This is a genomic window from Paenibacillus sp. FSL R5-0341, from assembly GCF_037975235.1.
In the GTDB taxonomy this organism is placed as follows: Bacteria; Bacillota; Bacilli; order Paenibacillales; family Paenibacillaceae; genus Paenibacillus; species Paenibacillus amylolyticus_A.
This window is the reverse complement of the sequence record NZ_CP150241.1, coordinates 6,107,319-6,127,801: the sequence shown is the minus strand read 5'-3', so window position 1 is coordinate 6,127,801 and position 20,483 is coordinate 6,107,319. Positions and strand designations below refer to the sequence as shown.

Annotated in this window: 20 protein-coding genes; 12 read left to right on the top strand and 8 right to left on the bottom strand. The window is 47.0% G+C overall.

Annotation, left to right across the window (positions count from 1 at the left end):
• The first annotated feature begins 22 nt into the window (after positions 1 to 22).
• On the top strand, positions 23 to 1,027 hold the full coding sequence (locus tag MKX75_RS27505) for a Gfo/Idh/MocA family oxidoreductase (protein WP_339167608.1): 1,005 nt from the start codon (positions 23 to 25) through the stop codon (positions 1,025 to 1,027).
• Between the two features lie 108 nt (positions 1,028 to 1,135).
• On the opposite strand, the gene MKX75_RS27500 is transcribed toward MKX75_RS27505, so the two are convergent.
• Positions 1,136 to 1,435, bottom strand: a complete 300-nt coding sequence (locus tag MKX75_RS27500) for a helix-turn-helix domain-containing protein (protein ID WP_169480049.1) — start codon at positions 1,433 to 1,435, stop codon at positions 1,136 to 1,138.
• Between the two features lie 423 nt (positions 1,436 to 1,858).
• Between MKX75_RS27500 and MKX75_RS27495 the strand changes: the two genes are divergently transcribed.
• Complete coding sequence (locus MKX75_RS27495) at positions 1,859 to 2,245, top strand: DoxX family protein (protein ID WP_339167607.1); 387 nt, start codon at positions 1,859 to 1,861, stop codon at positions 2,243 to 2,245.
• Entirely contained in the window at positions 2,246 to 2,446 is a 201-nt protein-coding gene (locus tag MKX75_RS27490) for a hypothetical protein (RefSeq protein WP_339167606.1), read from the top strand. It abuts the gene before it with no gap.
• On the opposite strand, the gene MKX75_RS27485 is transcribed toward MKX75_RS27490, so the two are convergent.
• From MKX75_RS27485 to MKX75_RS27475, 3 genes are all read right to left on the bottom strand, one after another.
• Positions 2,441 to 2,959 (bottom strand): AbrB/MazE/SpoVT family DNA-binding domain-containing protein, encoded by a 519-nt coding sequence (locus MKX75_RS27485; RefSeq protein WP_169479912.1) that lies wholly within the window; start codon positions 2,957 to 2,959, stop codon positions 2,441 to 2,443. The two genes, MKX75_RS27490 and MKX75_RS27485, sit on opposite strands and share 6 nt — an antisense overlap.
• A gap of 105 nt (positions 2,960 to 3,064) precedes the next feature.
• A complete protein-coding gene (locus MKX75_RS27480; protein ID WP_062836798.1) occupies positions 3,065 to 3,745 on the bottom strand; it encodes a CidB/LrgB family autolysis modulator in 681 nt (226 codons plus the stop codon).
• A complete protein-coding gene (locus tag MKX75_RS27475) occupies positions 3,742 to 4,113 on the bottom strand; it encodes a CidA/LrgA family holin-like protein (RefSeq protein ID WP_339167605.1) in 372 nt (123 codons plus the stop codon). Before MKX75_RS27475 ends, MKX75_RS27480 begins: the two co-directional genes overlap by 4 nt.
• Positions 4,114 to 4,274: 161 nt before the next feature.
• On the opposite strand from MKX75_RS27475, the gene MKX75_RS27470 reads away from it, so the two are divergent.
• From MKX75_RS27470 to MKX75_RS27455, 4 genes are all read left to right on the top strand, one after another.
• Complete coding sequence (locus MKX75_RS27470; protein WP_062836799.1) at positions 4,275 to 5,159, top strand: LysR family transcriptional regulator; 885 nt, start codon at positions 4,275 to 4,277, stop codon at positions 5,157 to 5,159.
• 111 nt (positions 5,160 to 5,270) lie between these two features.
• The gene (locus tag MKX75_RS27465; protein ID WP_339167603.1) at positions 5,271 to 6,128 is read left to right on the top strand and encodes a carbon-nitrogen hydrolase family protein; all 858 of its coding nucleotides are present in this window, start codon (positions 5,271 to 5,273) and stop codon (positions 6,126 to 6,128) included.
• Between the two features lie 71 nt (positions 6,129 to 6,199).
• Positions 6,200 to 6,874: a GNAT family N-acetyltransferase gene (locus MKX75_RS27460; protein WP_076333758.1), complete on the top strand. Its 675-nt coding sequence runs from the start codon at positions 6,200 to 6,202 to the stop codon at positions 6,872 to 6,874.
• Between the two features lie 46 nt (positions 6,875 to 6,920).
• Positions 6,921 to 7,592: a GNAT family N-acetyltransferase gene (locus tag MKX75_RS27455; protein ID WP_339167600.1), complete on the top strand. Its 672-nt coding sequence runs from the start codon at positions 6,921 to 6,923 to the stop codon at positions 7,590 to 7,592.
• A gap of 161 nt (positions 7,593 to 7,753) precedes the next feature.
• On the opposite strand, the gene MKX75_RS27450 is transcribed toward MKX75_RS27455, so the two are convergent.
• On the bottom strand, positions 7,754 to 8,611 hold the full coding sequence (locus MKX75_RS27450) for an alpha/beta hydrolase (protein ID WP_339167599.1): 858 nt from the start codon (positions 8,609 to 8,611) through the stop codon (positions 7,754 to 7,756).
• A 152-nt stretch (positions 8,612 to 8,763) separates the two neighbouring features.
• On the opposite strand from MKX75_RS27450, the gene MKX75_RS27445 reads away from it, so the two are divergent.
• Positions 8,764 to 9,666 (top strand): LysR family transcriptional regulator, encoded by a 903-nt coding sequence (locus tag MKX75_RS27445; protein WP_339167598.1) that lies wholly within the window; start codon positions 8,764 to 8,766, stop codon positions 9,664 to 9,666.
• Positions 9,667 to 9,850: 184 nt separating this feature from the next.
• Here MKX75_RS27445 and MKX75_RS27440 read toward each other — a convergent pair whose 3' ends face one another.
• Together MKX75_RS27440 and MKX75_RS27435 are read right to left on the bottom strand one after the other, a co-directional pair.
• On the bottom strand, positions 9,851 to 11,833 hold the full coding sequence (locus MKX75_RS27440) for an LTA synthase family protein (protein ID WP_339167597.1): 1,983 nt from the start codon (positions 11,831 to 11,833) through the stop codon (positions 9,851 to 9,853).
• Positions 11,834 to 12,002: 169 nt separating this feature from the next.
• Positions 12,003 to 12,500: an antibiotic biosynthesis monooxygenase gene (locus MKX75_RS27435; protein ID WP_339167595.1), complete on the bottom strand. Its 498-nt coding sequence runs from the start codon at positions 12,498 to 12,500 to the stop codon at positions 12,003 to 12,005.
• 138 nt (positions 12,501 to 12,638) lie between these two features.
• Here MKX75_RS27435 and MKX75_RS27430 point away from each other — a divergent pair, with 138 nt between their 5' ends.
• The 3 genes from MKX75_RS27430 (at position 12,639) to MKX75_RS27420 (ending at position 17,781) form a co-directional block, all read left to right on the top strand.
• Positions 12,639 to 14,951, top strand: coding sequence for an ATP-dependent DNA helicase (locus MKX75_RS27430; RefSeq protein WP_339167594.1), 2,313 nt, complete (start codon positions 12,639 to 12,641; stop codon positions 14,949 to 14,951).
• 175 nt (positions 14,952 to 15,126) lie between these two features.
• On the top strand, positions 15,127 to 16,608 hold the full coding sequence (locus MKX75_RS27425; RefSeq protein ID WP_339167592.1) for an alpha-amylase: 1,482 nt from the start codon (positions 15,127 to 15,129) through the stop codon (positions 16,606 to 16,608).
• A 540-nt stretch (positions 16,609 to 17,148) separates the two neighbouring features.
• Positions 17,149 to 17,781 (top strand): hypothetical protein, encoded by a 633-nt coding sequence (locus MKX75_RS27420; RefSeq protein WP_339167590.1) that lies wholly within the window; start codon positions 17,149 to 17,151, stop codon positions 17,779 to 17,781.
• Between the two features lie 124 nt (positions 17,782 to 17,905).
• On the opposite strand, the gene MKX75_RS27415 is transcribed toward MKX75_RS27420, so the two are convergent.
• The gene (locus tag MKX75_RS27415; protein ID WP_339167589.1) at positions 17,906 to 18,649 is read right to left on the bottom strand and encodes an MBL fold metallo-hydrolase; all 744 of its coding nucleotides are present in this window, start codon (positions 18,647 to 18,649) and stop codon (positions 17,906 to 17,908) included.
• Positions 18,650 to 18,852: 203 nt separating this feature from the next.
• Between MKX75_RS27415 and uxaC the strand changes: the two genes are divergently transcribed.
• Positions 18,853 to 20,295, top strand: a complete 1,443-nt coding sequence (uxaC, locus tag MKX75_RS27410; RefSeq protein ID WP_339167588.1) for a glucuronate isomerase — start codon at positions 18,853 to 18,855, stop codon at positions 20,293 to 20,295.
• The last annotated feature ends 188 nt before the right edge of the window (positions 20,296 to 20,483 follow it).

Sequence of the window (20,483 nt, the reverse complement as noted above, 5' to 3'; positions counted from 1 at the left end):
ACACAGAGAGGGGATTACATCCATGACATTACAGATCGGAATCATTGGAACAGGCTGGTTCAGTAAGGTACATGCGGATATTCTGGCACGAATGGAAGGTGTTCGTGTTGCGAGTGTCTGTGGAACATCGCTCGAAAAGGCAGAGGCTATGGCCTCCGTCTATGATGCTGTTGGTTACGGTGAACTTGAACATATGCTGGATGGTGAGAAGCTGGATGCGGTGTATATCTGTGTGCCTCCGATGTCTCACGGATCGATCGAGTCCGAATTGAATCGACGTGGAATTCCATTCCTGGTGGAGAAACCGCTGAGTACTGGAATGGACGTTCCACGTCAGGTGCTCGCTCAGGTACAGAAGAGCGGATTGTTAACCTCTGTCGGATACCATTTCCGTTATCAGGAGGCTGCTCAGGTATTACAGCAGGCCATGAAAGAACAGACGGTCGGCATGGCTCTTGGCCGCTGGATGGGCGGAATGCCAGGGGTTGCCTGGTGGCGGCGTCAGGATGGTTCAGGAGGACAATTCGTGGAGCAGACTACACATATTGTAGACTTGCTTCGGTATTGTGCAGGAGAAGTTACGGAGGTATATGCCGTAGCAGCTCAGCGAAGCATGCATGAGAAGCATGAGCATGTCACTGTTGCCGATGTGGCGAATGTGACGCTCAAGCTGGAAAGTGGAGCGATTGCCAGTATCGCCAATACATGCCTGTTGCCAGACGGAGAGGGCGGCGCAGGGCTACAGTTCTACACGGATGCAGGCGTGTGGGATTGGACGCCGGAACGTTTGCTTCTGCCAAGTGCCGCATCGCATGCGATGGCAGGTCTGGAAATTCCGGCAGGACATAATCCATACGAGCGTGAGAATGAAGCGTTCATTCACGCCCTGCGTACGGGAGACCGTTCACGGATTCTGTCCGATTATGCGGATGCCTGTCGTACACAGGAGATTACGACGGCGGCACTGGCATCGGCAGATTCCGGCCTGCCGGTACAGCTTCAGCCTTCAAAGCATCTTTCTCATTAACAAAAGTTGAATGTAATATAAATACGCCTGAATCGGGAACTGATCTGCAGATCAGCCTGATTCAGGCGTATTTGTGTTGAGTGGAATGTCATGGATCAGGAATCCGTATTACTCGGATTTCTGCTGTTTCAACCAGTCGGAAGACCAGCTGTAGATCTGATCAATGACAGGTTCAATGGCTCTACCTTTAGGTGTTAATTCATACTCTACACGAGGAGGAATCTCGGGAAACATGTGCCGGGTTACGATACCTTCCGCCTCCATTTCCTTCAATCGCTCTGATAAAAGTCGTCCACTGATCGCCATCTCTGCTTCAAGCTCCGTAAACCGCTTGGGTCCAGATAACAGTTGGTACATGATTAACAGTACCCACTTCTTGCCTATAATGTCTATGGCCTGAGTGATCATACAGGGACTCGGTGCTTTTACTTTTTTCAGCTTCAACGTATTCACCTCGATTCATGATCATTTTCTTCAAAGTTGTATATGAAAGGACATGATTTCTGCCGCTTTAAGAATATAGGACATCCAAGTAAATGAGGGTTACTACAAAATATACTGTAACATACCTTTTGTATGTATTATACATCATACAGTGAGAAATTACTTGAAGAAATTATATTATTTATCACCAACTTACTTCATAAAAGTAAGTTGGTGATAAATAATACCTATAATATGAACGCGTACTATTTTGAAAGTGAATGAGACTGACTATATGAAAATAGAGTGACCTTTGGGGAGCTTTTACATAGATTCTTTTTTACTATTTATCGCAAACTTAATCATCCCATAGTAGGAACATACAATTCGTTATAGGAGGATATACATATGAACAAAATTTTGGGTTATGTTTTTCTGGTTGTGCTTGCAGGGGTATTCGTCATGACAGGGTTTAACAAGATTAGTGGAGCAGATATGATGATTCAGACATTCGAAAGTTTCTCTTATCCGACATGGACCATGTATCTGCTAGGCGCTGCGGAGTTGCTTAGTGCAGTAGGACTGCTGATTCCACGGACTCGCATCCTGGCTTCTGGCATACTGACATTCATTCTGATTGGGGCCGTAGGAAGTCATCTGATCTATGCACAATATGCTGCTGTTCCGTTCCCGGCTGTATTGCTGGTAGCTAACATTATTGTCCTGGTTGTGGGCATGCGCAGATTGGAAGAGGAAGAAGAAGAAGAAGGACAGTTGGACGCGATTCAGGCGTAAGTGAAAGATAAATTAGAAGATCTGGACCTATATTATGAGATGATCGCTGCAGATGAGCAGAGGTCATCTTTTTTTAGGATTGAATGTACTGAATATAAAAAAAAGAAGAACCCACGAAACACAACGGGTTCTCTTGCAGCGGGACTTCCTGAATTGGAAGGTCTTCTGACTATAAATGATCGAATACCATTCTTATTATAGTAACTTTTTTAATTGAGAGACGCGTCCTTGGCTAATGCCAAGCTTTTCCGCAATTTGCTGTTGAGCCAAACCGGGATTCTGTTCAACAATTTCTTTCATCTGTTGCAGCATGCGTGCCGTCTTCGGTCGCAGGTCCGGGTATTCTGGGTTGTCAGCTGTGGTCCCTTCTTCCCTAGCGGGAGATGAGACTGAGGCGGATTTGGTAGCAGGACGCTCCACGGGTGCAGGAGCCTGTTTGTTCTGAGGTATGGACCAGTTGGGAGAGTCATCCGGGTGTTTTAATTGAGTTGCACAAGTCCGGCAGATGAATTGCTCTTTGAAATACATTTCCGTATCTACATCACCGCAAAAAATACATAATGTTGATTTGTACTTTCTTAAAATCAACTCTTTTCCTTCAATGAAAAACTCAAGCGGATCGCCGATATGGATTTCCATCGTATCCCGCATTTCTTTGGGAAGGACAATTCGTCCAAGACGGTCCAGAGATCTCTTCATTCCGGTTCTTTTCATCGCATCTCCCCCGCAATATTCACAATTAAAACCTGTCCTTATTGTAAGGAAGAAAGGGCTTTAATACAACAATAATATTTCAAAAAAGTGGGATAATTCCATCTATTATGGGAAAATAAGTTTGGAAAGGATGGGTGCAACGGCTAAAGTGAACAATGCGGCGAGCACCATGGAGATACTGGAGATGGTACCTGTCAAGGAACTCAGTTCAAACGCCTTGGATGTCCCTGTACCATGGGCACCGGTTCCAAACAGTGTACCTCGTGCAATCTCACCATCAATGCGCAGCATTTTGACGATCGAAGGTCCCATAATCACCCCGAGCAGGCCTGTCATAATAACAAAAACAGCTGTGACTGCGGGAATGCCACCGATTGTAGCCGAAACGTTCATGGCAATGGGTGTTGTAATGGATCGCGGGATCAAGCTGTGGATCAGCCCTGAATCCAGGCGTAACCATTTGGCGAGCAGGGCAGAAGAGAGTACTGCAACGACCGAACCGGTCATGACACTGAAGACAATCTCGGAAATATGTTTTTTGAGTACATGGAAAAAAGTGTAGAGCGGTACGGCAAAAGCCACCGTGGCCGGTTGAAGCAACAGACTCAGCCATTTGCCACCACTGCTATACGTGGTATAATCCGTTCCGGTTGCGAGCAATATGCCAACGACAAGCAGTGGCGTAATGAGCAGCGGAGACAGATATACTTTTGGCAGATTGCGATACATTCGTTTGGTGACCCAATAGATACCCACGGTTAACAACAGGCAGAGGAATCCAATCATCCGGTGTGACGCTCCTTTCGTTTGGCAATTCGTGTAGCAACCAGTCCTGTGCAGGACATGACCAGGAATGTACTAAGCAGGACGATGAATAAAATTTGCAATCCGTCATGCTCCAACATGGGCATATAGTTCATGATGCCAACGGCTGACGGGATAAAAAATAACAATAGTTCACCAAGCAGCCAGGCAGCTCCAACTTCAATCCAGCGCAGCTTCACGACACGAGTCTGAAGCAGAATGAATAGCACAACCATACCGAGTATCGAACCGGGTACAGGAAGATGGAGAGTATGGGCCAGCAGGTCCATGAGCAGTGAAAAAACCATTAAGAGTGCAACCTGTGCAATACCAAGGCCCCATTTTTTCACTTCAATCCCTCCTTGTATAATCAACGTAATCGTTTAAGTTATTATGAAAATGAAAATGATTCATTTGATATCACAAATTTTACATGGCATTCTTTCATGAGTAAAATGCATATTAAGAATGTTTACTATTCCATTTATCTATGAGAGATGAGGACCAAGCGATGGATATCCGCCATTTGCAATATTTTCTGGAAGTCGCCAGGCAGCAGAGCTTCACAAAAGCCGCTGAAGTTCTATATATCACCCAGCCCACCATCAGCAAGACGGTCAAGAGTCTTGAAGAGGAATTGGGTATCACGTTATTGGACCGTTATGGGAAGAAAGTTGAACTAACCGACGCGGGCCATGTGTTTTTTCGACAGGCACTGGAGATTGAAAAATCGTTCCGCAATCTGTCGTCTGAATTGGACGATCTGATGAACTTGAAGAAAGGCCATCTGCGGATTGGCCTTCCGCCGATGGTAGGGTCCAGCTTTTTCCCCATGATCATTGGCGAATTTCACAAAGCCTACCCGCAGGTGACCATTCAGCTGTTTGAGGATGGCGCCAAAAAAGTGGAGGCCGATGTGATCAGCGGTGCACTGGATATTGGCGTTGCCGTACTGCCAACCGTGGATGAGCTGTTGGACCATTTTGTGTTTGTCAAAGAGAAGCTCAACCTGCTCGTACACCCTTCGCACCCGCTTGCGGAAAAAGAGTCGGTTGCGCTGCATGAACTGGAAAATGACTCATTCGTGCTGTTCAGGGAAGATTTTGCGTTACATGACCGGATTATTGTGGCCTGCCAGCATGCGGGGTTCCAACCCCGGGTGGTATATGAGAGCTCCCAGTGGGATCTGCTCAGCGCCATGGTTGCCGCCAATCTGGGGGTAGCCTTACTGCCGGAGACAATCTGTCGTGAGGTGGACCATATGAGGGTGCGCATTATACCCGTAGTGGAACCGGTGATTCCATGGCAGCTCGGTATGATCTGGCGGAAGGACCGCTATCTTTCATTTGCCACGAGAGAGTGGATTAGCTTCACACAGTCGATGCTGGGTGAGTAAGAAAGCCATTCGAAGATTGTTCTTTCATTGTATTGCCTAGTGTAAATACTCTTTTGTTGACCCCGGATCGTTGTTACAATGGAAGCATAATAATGGTGGAGGTGTACGAACATGAAACTGCGGGTATCCGCTATACAATACCAATTGCACACAATCAGCTCGTTTGAGCAGTTTGCCGCTCAGGCTGAGCATTACATACGGACAGCGAGCGAATACGGAACCGAATTTGTGCTGTTCCCGGAATTTTTCACAACGCAATTAATGTCCATTGGGGACGAACAAGGCAATGCACTGACAATTGAAGATCTGCCGAACTTTACGGAGCAATATGAAAAACTGTTCACGTCACTTGCTGCCAAGTACGGTATGCATGTTATCGGGGGAACCCACGTCATTCGACGTGAGGGAAAGTTGTATAATACAGCCCACATGTTCTACCCGGATGGTCGCATCGCGCGTCAGGACAAGATTCACATTACACCAACCGAAGTACAGGAATGGAACATGGCTCCTGGGGATGGACTTGAGGTGTTCGACACGGATAAAGGCCGTATTGCGATGCTGACCTGTTACGATATTGAGTTCCCTGAAATTGTGCGGATGGCCAAAGCCAAAGGCGCTGATGTAATCTTCTGTCCTTCCTGCACGGACGATCGTCACGGATTCTACCGTGTGCGTTATACGAGTCATGCCCGCGCAGTAGAGAACCAGGTGTATGTTGTGTTAACCGGAACAGTGGGTAACTTGCCGACTGTTGACTTCATGCGTGCCAACTACGGACAGGCTGCAATTATTACGCCAAATGATATCCCATTCCCGCCACGTGGCATTCTGGCCGAGGGTGAGATTAACAACGATATGATCGTGACCGCCGATCTGGATCTGGACTTGTTGTATGAGGTGCGTGAACGTGGATCGGTAACGACCTGGCGTGACCGTCGTACCGATCTGTATACCGATTGGAAGTAAACAGCAACTTTTATAGTCGAACGGAACAGAGCAGGAATTCATTTGTCAGTGGAAAGGGGCGATCCGGCACGATGTATACAAAAGAAATGCTGATCACCGACCCGGAGCGAAGTGGCAAAAGGGTAAAGGCAGTCGTTCGCAATTATGTTGCATCCGACTTTGAGGAACTCATTCGCATTCAGGCGGAGAGTTTCCCTCCTCCATATCCGGAAGAGCTGCTCTGGAGTCACGAGCAGCTCACCAGCCATGTACAGCATTATCCAGAGGGCGCCATCTGTATTGAAGTAGATGGAGAATTGGCCGGATCGATGACTTCGCTGCGTATGCAGTGGGATCCTGCACATCCGGCGAATCATACGTGGGCGGAAGTAACGGATGACGGCTATATTCGTAACCACCAGCCGGATGGCAACACGCTGTATATTGTCGATCTCTGTGTTCGTCCAAAGTACCGCAAGTGGGGATTGGCTCAGCTTATGATGCAGGCGATGTACCACCTTGTGATTGCACAGGATATAGATCGGTTACTAGGTGCTGGTAGAATGCCAGGTTATCATCTGGTTGCAGACCAACTGTCTGCGCAGGAATATCTGAACCAGGTGGCAGCGGGAGAAAGACGTGATCCGGTGATATCGTTTCTGCTTCGTTGTGGGCGCATGCCAGTTGGTGTGACAGCGGACTATCTGGACGATGAGGAATCCTGCAACTATGCAGCCCTGATGGAGTGGCAGAATCCGTTCAGATAAAGAAATGTTAAACGAAATACATCATCAATCGAGGGGGTATTTATTCATGGAATTCACGCGTATTACATCCATTAAAGATCCATTGTTCGCCCAAATGCACAAGTTGATGCAGGAGATTTTCCCGCGGGAAGAAGTGCTGGACTTCCCCCTGTGGGAAGAACCACTGGAAGATCCGGGTATTCGGGTGTTCGTGGCTGTGCATGAGGGACAGGTCGTTGGAGCGACAGAGTACCGTTATTACGAGGACTGGAACGTGGCCATGACGGACTTTACGATTATTGGGCGCGAAGGACTGGGGATCGGCAGTTTCCTGGCGAATCACCGCAAGCGTGATCTGCAAAAGCTGGCTACAGCAAACGGGAAAGAATTGTTCGGCATGTTTGCCGAAATCTATAACCCTTATCTGAGTCAGGATCATGAGTTTGGAGGCATCAAGCCGATGGATCCGTATGTACGTCGCGAAGTATTGTCCCATCTGGGATATCAGCGTCTGGACTTCCCGTATGTTCATCCATCCTGGCAAGGTGACGGCGAAGCGGTTGGCGGCTTGGATCTGTGCTTCATGCCAGGCGATGAGTCGCTTGGTGAACTGCCAGCCAGCCTAGTGGCTGATTTCCTGAATCGATATTATGCAGTGCTTCCTAATAAACCGCAGGAATGGCTTGCCATGGTAGAGCAATTGACTACTCGCAAGTCGGTTGCGCTACTGCCGTTGTAAACGGGAGCGGGATGGAACATTAGATCATAGCGGCGTTGCAAGTACCTTGAAGAATGATCACAGTTATGCAACAAGCCCGTAGAACAGGCCATTATTGGACCTGCGTTCTACGGGCTTTTCTATTTAGTTCGAGGTTGAGATTGAGCCAATGTAATTTGGTTTTAAAATATTTTCTTTAAGAAGTGGTGAATGAGCTCATGGATCTCTGTCACATGTGTTTCGAGAGCAAAATGCCCAGTATCAAGTAAATGTACTTCTGCAGATGGGATATCACGCTTATAAGCTAAAGCTCCAGCTGGAAGAAAGGCAGGATCATTTTTACCCCATACAGCTAGAAGATGAGGTTGATAATTGCGGAAATAAGCCTGAAATTCAGGATAAAGATCCACGTTTGTTCTATAATCGAGGATTAAATCCAGTTGGATTTCCTCAGCTTCCGGGCGTGACATGTAGGCAATATCCAGTGAATATCCGTCTGGTGAAACAAGGCTAGCATCAGTTCCATGAAGATACTGAAAGTTACGGATAGTTTCGGGGGTTAAGGAATCACGACATGCTTCACGATTTTCAGGTGTTGGAGAGTGCCAATACATCTCCCAAGGTCCCCATGCGTCACTAAACCCTTCGATATATGCGTTACCATTCTGACTAATGATGGCTTGAACTTGTTCCGGGTGAGCTACTGCCAAGCGATAACCAACAGGTGCCCCATAATCGAACACATACATTACATATTTCTTAAGAGCTAATGCTTCAGTGAAACCTTCAATAACTCGAAACAGGCTGTCAAATGTGAAGTCAAACTGACTACGCGGTGGAGTTGTTGTGCGACCGAACCCAGCAAGATCAGGGGCAATGACACGGTATTGTTCTGCCAGTTTGGGAATAAGATCGCGAAACATATGACTAGAGGATGGAAACCCGTGTAATAGTAAAATAACTTGGCCATCCTTAGGCCCGGCTTCACGGTAAAAAACGTCGACATCTCCAACCTTCTGTTGCTGATAACTAATCTTCATTTTTTACATCTCCTTTGGATTCATTAAGAAGTCCACTATTATTTCTCTTACTTGTACAACTGGTGATGACATGTTTTTATTGTATAATTAAACTATTCATTTGAATAACGAATAGATTGAATGCTAGCTATTTCAAATCAAAATACAAAAGGGTGAAAGATGTGATCAATTCCTTAGAGGGTCGTTTTTTTCAGGCATTTATTGCTTTGCTTGAAGAGAAGAGTTTCAGCCGAGCTGGGGAGCGCTTAGGTTATGTCCAGTCCACAGTAACAACTCATATTCAACAGCTGGAGAAGATCTGCGGACAGAAGTTGTTTCATCGATTTCCACGAGGGGTGGAACCTACGGAAGCAGGAAAAGTATTTTCCAAATATGCTTATCAGTATGTCCAATTAAGTGAATCCCTTAAAGAAAGTATGAATGATATGGATCAGCCGTGCGGAACAATAAATATTAGATTACAGGAATCTTTTTTTCTTACACGCATGCTTCCATTTGTACAGGAGTATACGAGAAACTTTCCAAGCGTAAATTTACGTGTTGAACAAGGGGCGCATCAAGATATTTTGAAAGGTGTGCTGGATTATGCCCTGGATTTTGGCATTGTTCCTCAGAACCCTGAGCGACATGACATTCTTTTTTATCCGATTATGGAAGAGACTATTGTTTTTGTTGCATCTGAGGATTTGGTTTGGAAAGTGGAAAGTGTAGGGGCGCAGATCCTAAATGACGAGGTGTTTATCAGTAACGGCACATCTTGTTTGTATCATACGACTGCTGTAGATGTTCTAAAGAATGAAGGGATTGTGGTTAAGGATGCGTTAGAGCTTTCAAGTCTTGAGATGATCAAGGAACTTGTATGCTGTGGAAAAGGTTTTGCCTTGGTCCCTAAAATAGCGATCAAAAACGAACTAAAGATGGGCAGATTAAAAATTCTTCCTTTTACTTCTAAAATAAGCTTTACGCATGGTCTGATTGTTCATAAAAATCGAGAGCGTAGCTTTACGGCTGAAAGTTTCCAATCGGAACTACTGAAATATTTTAAAGAATATTGATCGATCAGCTCTTGTAGCCTTCTGAGGCGGAAAAGGGTTGAATGCCGATTGCGTGTAATTCAAATAACGCACATGTTCATCCTAAGAAGATAGATCATGTGCGTTATAGGTGTGTAATTTTGAAGAAATATCAGTACTTGGTGATTCGCTATGAAGCTCTTTTAGAATATATAAAAAAATTAAATCAGTTCGCGTCATTTCGATCTGGTAGCTGGCTCAAATAACTGTTGGACAAGTGTGCAAGATCCAATGCCCGATCATATTGTTCCTTCGTTATAAACCGTGAAGAAGATGGCCCACTGTTATTGGGTGTGGTTACTGTTGGAGATCCCTTTTCTCCCGAAATTTTCGGGGTCTCTTCTGAAGGAGCACCTGTCTTCTGTTGGCCGGCATTCTTCCTGCCCGCATCAGCTAGAGAATAATGCGTTCCATCCCCGTATCCTTTCGCCGGAATGAAGAGAGAAGCATCGTTAAGCACCGACCCGGAAGGGAGGTAGTAGCGTTCGGGTAGCAGATTTCCGCCTTCATGCAGCAAATCTTGACCAAAGTGCAATTGATCCTCCAGTGATATTCCAGTTAATCCCGCAATCGTTGGCAGTATGTCTACTTGGCCTCCGATCTGCTCCAGCTGTACACCCGGAGTAACGCCCGGGGCCGAGATAATGAGTGGAATATTAATCATATCTGCTGATGTATATTCCCGACCATATAACTCTTTCATGAGGACCTTGTCATCCCGATCCAGTGAATAGATGGGAAGTCCCAGGTGATCCCCGTAAAAGACGAGCAGGCTATTTTCCCATAATCCCCGTTCTTTCAATCCCGTAATTAACTGTCCAACAGCCTGATCGGCATAATGCTGGGATATCAGATAATCACCGGGCAACGTATCCTTGTAACGCTCAGGCAGCGTCAGCTTCACCTTGTTTTCAGGCAGCGTGTACGGGTGGTGGGCTGACATGGAGATGATATGGGCATAGAAGGGATCACCCGAAGACTGCATGGATTCCAGCTTATCCAGTGTTTTGGAATACAGAACCTCATCCGAGGCCGAAAAGGCGATAGAGTCCTGTGTGCCGAAATAATTGATATCATAATACTGGTCGAACCCAAGTGCCTTGTATAACTGATCCCGATTCCAGAAATGAACATCATTCGTATGGAATGTGGCTGTTTGATACCCGTTTGCTGACATCAGCTTAGGTAGACTTGGCAGAGCTTTATCTGCATATACAGTCGTTGCTGCCCCGTTCGGCGGGGTGTAGAACGATGTATTCACAACAAATTCTGCATCCGATGTATTCCCTTGTCCCACTTGCTGATAGAAGTTCGGAAAATACAGGCTTTCTCTAGCCAATTGATTCAGATTAGGCGTGATCTCCTGTCCATCTACCGTTAATCCAATGAGGAAGTTCTGAAACGACTCCAACTGGAGCATAATCACATTGCGTCCGCTCGCGGCACCCTGCTCCACAATCGCAGGAAGTTCGGTCGTTTGTTTCAGTTGGTCGATGTCAGTCTGATCAATGTGAGCGATGGGCACAGGTTTATCAGGTCGATCCAGGATGGTATATGCCTCGTAACCGAGGATACCCATCTGTTCTGCTTGTGTAAGCTCACTCATGCTCGCCCGATTGGGATAGATGTTAAGCATGCACAGGATCATGGACAAGATCAGAATGACCGAGGCAACCCGTCTTCTGGCACGTCGTTCAAGCGGAATGCGGTTCGGGCGTTCTGTACTCCCGAGCTTGATCCGACGACGAACGAGTACCCCTCCAATGATCAGAACGTCTGCAAAAATAAACAAATAATAGGGGTCAAGCAAAGAGAACATGCTGCTCTTGACCGAGGTCACTTGATTGACCTGTGCCAGCGCGTGATAGTTAACGATTACGCCGTAGTATTTGTAGTACATGATGGCTGCAAAGAAAATACCCGAAAGCAGCAGATTCACGGCAAGGTATATCCACATCCGCCGTTTGGCAGCAAACCACTCAATTAGACAGAAGCCGATCCAGATGAGCGGCAATTCGGTCAGCAATGGCTTCCAAACAGGAATGTCATCGAAGATAACAATCCAGGCCAGTGAGCTTTTGACTATCATGATAATGGTGAAGAATATAAACGGTCCGCTTAGAAACCGGGTGAGTGAACTGCGTGCCAAGGTACCGCCTTCCCTTCCGAAGTTTCATTTAACAAGTATTATCCTATCTGAGCATGTCCGTGTCAAAAAATGAAAGCCGCCATAAATCGACAACAAAACACCTCTCCCATGCTGGAAGAGGTGTGGCGGGTGCGGTTTCTACAAGGAAAGCTAGTTCGTACCCGATTCGTTATTCTATAGTGTACGTTGTGACGTAAGAAGGTCTGGGGAACATGGATGGCTTCTGTGCGGTCAGGCCTTCGCTTGTACTGCGGTTACGGTGAGCGTGACTATATGCTTGGGATTCCTGCCAGCCTTTGAAATGTTCCTCGGACTGCCAGAGTGTAAGTACAACATACGTGTCGTCCTTGAGGGGACGAAGCACACGAATACCGACAAAGCCAGGCTCGTCTTCTACCTTGCGGGCGCGGTTCTTGAACCGTTCTTCGAAGTCGTTACGACCATCCGCTGTGACAGGGATATTGTTCAAAACAGCAAAACCTCCGCCAGTCCAGGAGCCTGCGGCATCGAAAGCTTCATATGCGGCTACTTTATCATCAGACTCAATATTCATCAGACGTTCTGCGGATTCAATAGCCAGGCGCACCTGTTCTTCGCTTCGCAAAGTTAGATGCGGGTATGCAGCAAGTGCATCCGGAATCGGTGAAGGAACCAAATAGATATACATAGAAGCTGCCTCCTTATATAAATACATTCTACCTCAACATAGCATATGGAAATCAGCGAGTCCAATCGGTGCATCAACTGGTTTGATTACGTCTTTTCATGATAAAGTATAGTCACTACAAACAGAACGGGTGATCGTATGACAACAACAATTCGGATATCGGTAAGACCTTTGGTGGAGTATGTGTACCGCAGTGGCAGCATACGTCCAGGGTTCCGGACCAATGCCTCGATGCAGGAGGGGACTCGAATCCATCAACGCGTACAGAAGGAGTACACCGAAGAGGATCTGAAAGAGATTGTGCTCGAAGCTGAGATTCAACATGGGGATCTGACTTATGTGGTGGAAGGGCGATGTGACGGTTTGATCCGGTTGGAGGGTCAGTTAACGGTAGATGAGATCAAATCAACTGCGGGCAATCTGGATGATCTGGGAGAGGGGCTTCCCGTACACTGGGCGCAGGCCATGATGTATGCCTACATGTACGCCGTTCAGCAAGACGAACCACGTATGCAAGTTCAGTTGACGTATGTGCATTCGGTAACCCATGAAGAAAGACGGTTCCGCCGAATGGCAGAACGAGAGGAACTGGAGCAGTTTGCGGCAGAAGTGATTGCCGGTTATGCGCCGTATGCAGAGATGATTGCTGCATATGAAGAAAAGCGTGATATCAGTGTGAAAGAACTACCGTTTCCTTTTCGCAAATATCGGGAGGGACAGCGGAAGCTGGCAGGTGCCGTATACAAGACGATTCGTGAGGGTCAGGGATTGATGGCCAAAGCACCAACAGGCATTGGTAAAACGATGTCCGTGCTGTTCCCCACGGTCAAAGCGATTGGTGAAGGCGAAGCCAACCGATTGTTCTATCTGACTGCGAGGACGACGACACGGGTGGCGGCAGAAGAAGCTTTTGCCCGGATGCAATCGGAAGGATTGAAGATGCATGTGATCAGTCTGACCGCGAAGGACAAGATTTGTTTTAAGGAAGAGGAGGCTTGTGATACGGGGCAGTGCGGCATGTGTGAAGGATATTATGACCGTATTAACGGGGCTGTGCTGGATATGCTGGAACATGAGACATTAATGACACGTCCGGTCATCGAGCAGTATGCGCGCAAACATCGGGTGTGTCCGTTTGAGTTTTCACTGGATGCGGCGTATGCAGCAGATGCGGTGATCTGCGATTATAACTATATTTTCGATCCGAGGATCTCTTTGAAAAGAATGTTGGAGGAGCAGAAACGCAAGACGGTGTTACTGGTGGACGAGGCACATAATCTAGTCGATCGTGGCCGAACGATGTTTTCCGCTGAGTTGGAGAAGGCGGTGTTTCTGGATGTGAAAAGGGAGTTCCAGACGCTTGGCAGCAGTGTGCCAGCTGCGAAAGCCATTGTTGACTACACGGGAGCCATTGATAAGTATCTGATTGCCCTTCGCAAAAATGGTGGGGAGGAAGGAAAGATCATACAGCAGGAGGCACCGGAGGAACTGATTGAACGGCTGGAGCCTTTTGTCATGGTTGCGGAGCAATGTCTTGTGGAAGGTGGGTCGGGGAATGCTGAGACGGATCAGCTACTGCTGGATGCCTACTTCACGGCACAGAATTTTCTGCGTATTGCCAAGCTGTATGATGAGCGTTTTATTACGTATGCAGAGTGCGTACGAAGCGAAGTAAGAGTGAAGTTGTTCTGCCTTGATCCTTCCGTGCTGCTTCGTCAGACGGCCAAAGGATTCCGCTCCCTCATTCATTTCTCGGCCACATTGTCACCCCTTCGCTATTATCGGGATATGCTGGGTGCAGAGGAAGAGGATTATACGTTGCAGATTCCATCGCCATTTCAGCGTGAACAACTGGATGTAAGGCTCCTGCCCTTATCTGTGCGTTATAAGGACAGGGAGCAGTCCCGGCGCCCCATTGCGGAGATGCTGCAACAGCTGGTAAGTGAATGGCCGCGCAGCAATCTGATGGTGTTCTTCCCTTCTTATCCTTATATGCGAGAAATCTATGAAACCTATGCACAGCTTCCGAATGAAGCGGATACGGTCATACAGAAGCAGGGCATGAACGAGCTGGAACGAGAGCAGTTTTTGGATGGATTCCAACCAAATCCTGAACGAACACGATTGGTGTTTGCCGTCATGGGTGGCGTATTCTCGGAGGGTGTCGATCTGCCGGGAGATCGCTTGAATGGCGTCGTTGTAGTAGGTGCGGGGTTGCCGCAGATTGGTCTGGAGAACAACGTGCTTCGTGAGTATTATGATCGGACAGGGCGTAACGGATTCAATTATGCCTATATTTTCCCGGGTATGAACAAGGTGCTGCAGGCGGGTGGACGGCTGATTCGGACGGAAGAAGACAAGGGTGTACTGGTGCTGGTCGATGATCGTTTTACACAGGAACCGTATCGTTCGCTACTGCCCGAGGAGTGGCATGATTATAAGCGAATTTAATGAATGAACTACGGATGAAATGATGCATGTAGCATTTATTTTTCGATTTTCTTTCGGTTACATGATTGAAGGGTAGGGTGAAAGGGTTATAACTTGGTTAGCAACGAACGAACAACGGCGAATACCCTATCCGTTCCGCGGTCCGCTTCGAAAGCAATCAAGGAGGTCGGTTATAATGAAGAGAAATCATACCATGATGCAGTTTTTTGAATGGCACCTGGCTGCAGACGGAGATCATTGGAAGCGACTGGCTGAAATGGCCCCGGAACTGAAAGCCAAAGGCATTGACTCGGTATGGGTACCTCCCGTAACCAAGGCAGTGTCCGCAGAAGATACAGGTTATGGTGTATATGATCTGTACGATCTGGGCGAATTTGATCAAAAGGGTACCGTGCGCACCAAATATGGCACCAAGCAAGAACTGGTGGAGGCCATTGCCGAGTGTCAGAAGAACGGAATCGCGGTCTATGTGGATCTGGTCATGAATCACAAGGCTGGAGCAGATGAGACGGAAGTGTTCAAAGTGATTGAGGTTGATCCCAATGATCGAACGAAGGAAATCTCCGAACCGTTCGAAATTGAGGGTTGGACCAAATTTACATTCCCAGGGCGTGGGGATCAATACTCCTCCTTTAAGTGGAACTCCGAACATTTCAATGGCACGGATTTTGATGCCAAGGGAGAACGGAGTGGTGTATTCCGCATCGCAGGTGAGAACAAGAACTGGAATCAGAATGTCGATGATGAGTTTGGTAACTACGATTATCTGATGTTCGCTAATATAGATTATAACCACCCGGATGTTCGGCACGAGATGGTCGAGTGGGGGAAATGGCTGATCGACACACTCCAATGCGGTGGTTTCCGGCTGGATGCGATCAAGCATATCAACCATGAATTCATTAAAGAATTCGCAGCAGAGATGATCCGCAAACGCGGTCAGGATTTCTACATCGTAGGTGAGTTCTGGAACTCGAACCTGGATGCATGTCGTGAGTTCCTTGATACGGTAGACTACCAGATCGATCTGTTCGATGTGTCTCTTCACTACAAGTTGCATGAGGCTTCTCTTGCCGGCAGAGATTTTGATCTCTCCAAAATTTTTGATGACACCTTGGTTCAGACTCATCCTACCCATGCGGTAACCTTTGTAGATAACCATGACTCACAACCCCATGAAGCATTAGAATCATGGGTTGGAGACTGGTTTAAACCCAGCGCCTATGCGTTGACGCTATTACGTCGCGATGGCTATCCGGTTGTATTTTACGGCGATTATTATGGCATTGGTGGACCTGAACCTGTGGATGGCAAAAAAGAAATTCTGGACATTCTGCTGTCTGCCCGTTGCAACAAGGCCTATGGAGAGCAGGAAGATTACTTCGATCACGCGAATACCATTGGCTGGGTGCGTCGCGGCGTAGAGGAAATCGAAGGTTCCGGTTGTGCGGTGGTTATCTCCAACGGGGATGACGGTGAGAAGAGAATGTTCATCGGCGAGCATCGTGCTGGTGAAGTCTGGGTAGATCTGACGCACAGCTGTGAGGACCAGATTACCATTGAGGAAGACGGCTGGGCTACCTTCCATGTATGCGGTGGAGGCGTCTCCGTATGGGCTCTTCCGGAGCAGGATGAGGACTGCGCTGACGCTGAGTAATGGCATAGTGCTAGCGGTATAAGAAAAGATATACCGATCGAAAATATACAGATAGATCGTTAAACCACCTGAACAGGAGAGCTAGCAGGCCTGTGTTCAGGTGGTTTTTTGCATTTCTATGTAAAACTAAACTCAATCCTAACGAACCTAGCACACCTTATTTCCACTGAATTGGCGTTATGGGAATTCTAACGAATCTCAGTAACCTTATGACTCCCAAAAACGATTGAAATAGCGCCAATTGGAGCAACATCAGCAGATTAGCGCGTCTGAGATTCGTTAGAATATTAAAAACTCGGATTTCAGCCGAATAAGGCCTCTCAGATTCGTTAGCTTGATTTGGATTAACGCTCACCATAGGCAAACGAATCACTGTTGCAAATATGAACGTGAAGTAAAAACATGAAGTGAAAAAGAAACCGTTGGGTTGCATATCTTACTGTATGGTACAATAATCCAAATATGGAGCGTTCGAAAATCAAATGAGACAATGTAATAATCGATATTTTTTGCAGAGGATTGGAGAAAAGGAGGGATGGTATGAGTCCCAAAAGAAAGATGAATCGTTTCTTCCCGTTGGTCATGTATCTATTTGTAATAGCCGTGTGTCTGGGGGCTTGCAGTTTGGGACCAAACCAGGGGCCAGCGGGGGAACCAAAGCGGACCGATGAGTATACGTTAAATTCGGAGCGAAGAGATTTAAATGAGTGGGTTACAAAGAGACCTGAGTCCTTCCAGAAGGATACGCCTGATGATTATATTTTGACTGCAACGGTGGATGTGAGTCATGAATCCGGAGTTGACCGAATTTCTTATGAGATTTTGGTAAATGAGGCTCGGGTGCCCATGGATAATGTCCTTCAGTCTTTTACCCTCGATCCCAACATGATAAATCGAATAGATGCCGGAGAGTTATTTCATTCCAATGTGAGCAATACACACGAGATTAGTTTAGGGCCAGACAAGGAACCGCTTGGATTGAGTTTGAGCAGAAGTTACGTCTTAAAGCCCAAGGCGGAGATCGACAGCAATATCCTCCAGCGTTATACAGATATGTATATCAAAATTTCATATGGCCCCAATGATCAGCGAACGGAAGATTATTTTTATATTCAGGCCGAGCCGTCTCCAAGGACGAATGAGTATATGAAGTCATGGGAGATAGAAAAATAGGAAAAAGCAGCGCATACCTGTTCCGTATGAGGAATTTCAGTAGACGCTGCCGGTTCATCTATTGAAATGATAAGGTTATTACCTTTCAAAATACTGATGCATCGTATCCCACATTCGATTGAACTCACTCCAGTTCAAATGATTCCAGCGTGCCAACCATCCGCAGATCATGCTCGCGGTTGAACTGTTTCCGTCTGTCTGCATCCGCGTACTCATCATGATAATGCATCAGTACGGTTTTCTGTCTCACTTCAGCGGGTAACTGCTCCAGATCCTTCAAAGAGGTGTGGGACTTGATCACCAGATCATGCATATGACATTCATGGAAAATCAGCTGCACATCAGCGGCGATCTGCTCCACCCGTTCCTGGTCGAGTGTACTGTCTGCACTGTAATAGAAGTAAGGCTTGGCGAGCAATCCATTGCTGACCATACCGGGAACATGCTGTGTCCGAAACGTCTCAAACGTCACGCCGCCCAGTTCAAATGTGCCTCCATCTGGCAGAGGAACGACATCGTAGTAATCGCTCATGGTACGTTCACCATCCGTTGTGTAGCGCATGCCGGGGGATAGAATGTTCCAGAGCGGATCTACCAATTGTTCGTGGATGAACAGACGGGGTTTGCGATCGCCGACAATCTGTGAGTAGTATCCGAGCATCTGTACACCATTAATATGATCTTCATGTAGATGCGTAATGAACACATTGTGGATATCGGTCATGGCGAATCCATATTCCTTAAGCGCTTTGGCGTTCGATTCTGGAAAATCAATGACCAGATGCGTGCCTCCGAATTCAGCCAGCATACTATTGTGATGCTGTTCCACGCTGAACATATCTCCTGTGCCGAGAAAAGTAATTTTCAATTCATTTCATCTCCTTGTGTGATCTTCAGATCAGCATCCTTGCGTTAAATCCAGTATACCTTGTTCCCGAATATATGCCTAAATCAACCTTTTTTGATAACGCTATCATTTTATATTGAACTTTGGTGGTAAACAGTGTAGCGTAAAGATGGGAAGTGAACCCATATGAACGTAAACTCACCTAAAGGGAGCGTGCGAGGCGAATGAAATCTTTTCTGGATGAACAATTTTTGCTGCACAATGAAACGGCGGTCAAGTTATATGACGATTATGCCAAAGACATGCCGATTATTGACTATCATTGCCACCTCAGTCCTCAGGAGATCTACGAGAACAAAACCTTTGGCAATCTTACAGAGGCCTGGTTATACGGTGATCACTACAAATGGCGGCTCATGCGCGCGAACGGAATTGAAGAGCAATATGTGACAGGTGGCGAAGGAGTGACCGATTACGATCGTTTCCTGGCATACGCCAAAACGGTACCCATGATGATTGGTAATCCGCTGTATGCGTGGTCTCATCTGGAATTACAGCGTTACTTCGGCGTCTACGAAGTTCTTAATGAGACAAGCGCACCAGCCATCTGGGAAAAAGTAAATGCCAAACTGAACAGTGACGGATTCGGTGCACGTGATCTGATTACCAAATCCAATGTCACGGTTGTATGCACAACCGATGATCCTACCGATTCACTGGAGTATCATCTGAAGATTCAGGAGATCGAAGGCTTTGATACAGCCGTATTGCCATCCTTCCGTCCGGATAAAGGGCTGGAGTTGAACCGCGATACCTTCACCGAATGGGTGGGCAAGCTGTCACAGGCATCCGGTACCGCGATTTCCGATTATGAATCCTTCCTTGCTGCGCTGGAGTCCCGAGTGGAATTCTTCCATTCCGTAGGCGGCAGAGTCTCTGACCATGCACTGGATTATGTTCCTTACGGTGTGGCTACGCGAGAAGAAGCGACTGCGATTTTTGCAAAGGCACTTGCAGGCCAGAAAGTAACTCGTGAAGAAGAGGACAAGTACAAGACGGTAACGCTGACGTTCCTCGGCAAACTGTATGCAGAGCGAGGCTGGGTGATGCAGTTCCACATCAATGCAGCCCGCAACAACAACACGCGCATGTTTGCCAAGCTTGGGCCGGATACCGGTTACGATTCCGTAAATGATACACCGCTATCGTCAGCGATGATTGGATTGCTCGACGCGTTGGAACAGCAGCAGGCGTTGCCCAAAACGATTCTGTATTCCTTGAATCCAAGGGATAATGAAGTGCTCGCTGCCATTATTGGCAGTTTCCAAGGTGGGGGCATTCCTGGCAAAGTCCAGCTTGGTGCGGCCTGGTGGTTCAATGATACAAAGGACGGTATGCTCGCTCAGATGAAAGCACTGGCGAATGTTGGATTGCTCAGCCGATTTGTCGGCATGCTGACCGATTCACGCAGCTTCCTGTCCTACACGCGGCATGAGTATTTCCGCCGTCTGGTCTGTAACCTTATCGGTGAATGGGCTGAGCAGGGCGAGGCACCGCAGGATCTGGAGCTGCTCGGTCAGATCGTACAGGGCATCGCTTACAACAATGCGAAAGAATATTTCCCGTTTGCCTCAGTGCTTAAAACGGTCTCTGCTTCACAATCTTGATACTTAACAAGCACACCTAAGCATGTAAGTTATGCAAAAACAGAGCTATCATGTTTCTTCTTTTCCATCGTAATAAAAAGCTCCCATTATATATTCGGGTTTTCATCCACCGGAGTATAGAATAGGAGCTTTTTTTGTAAGTTGAATTCATGGAATTGCACATAATAAGTATAGAAAGCTTCAATGAC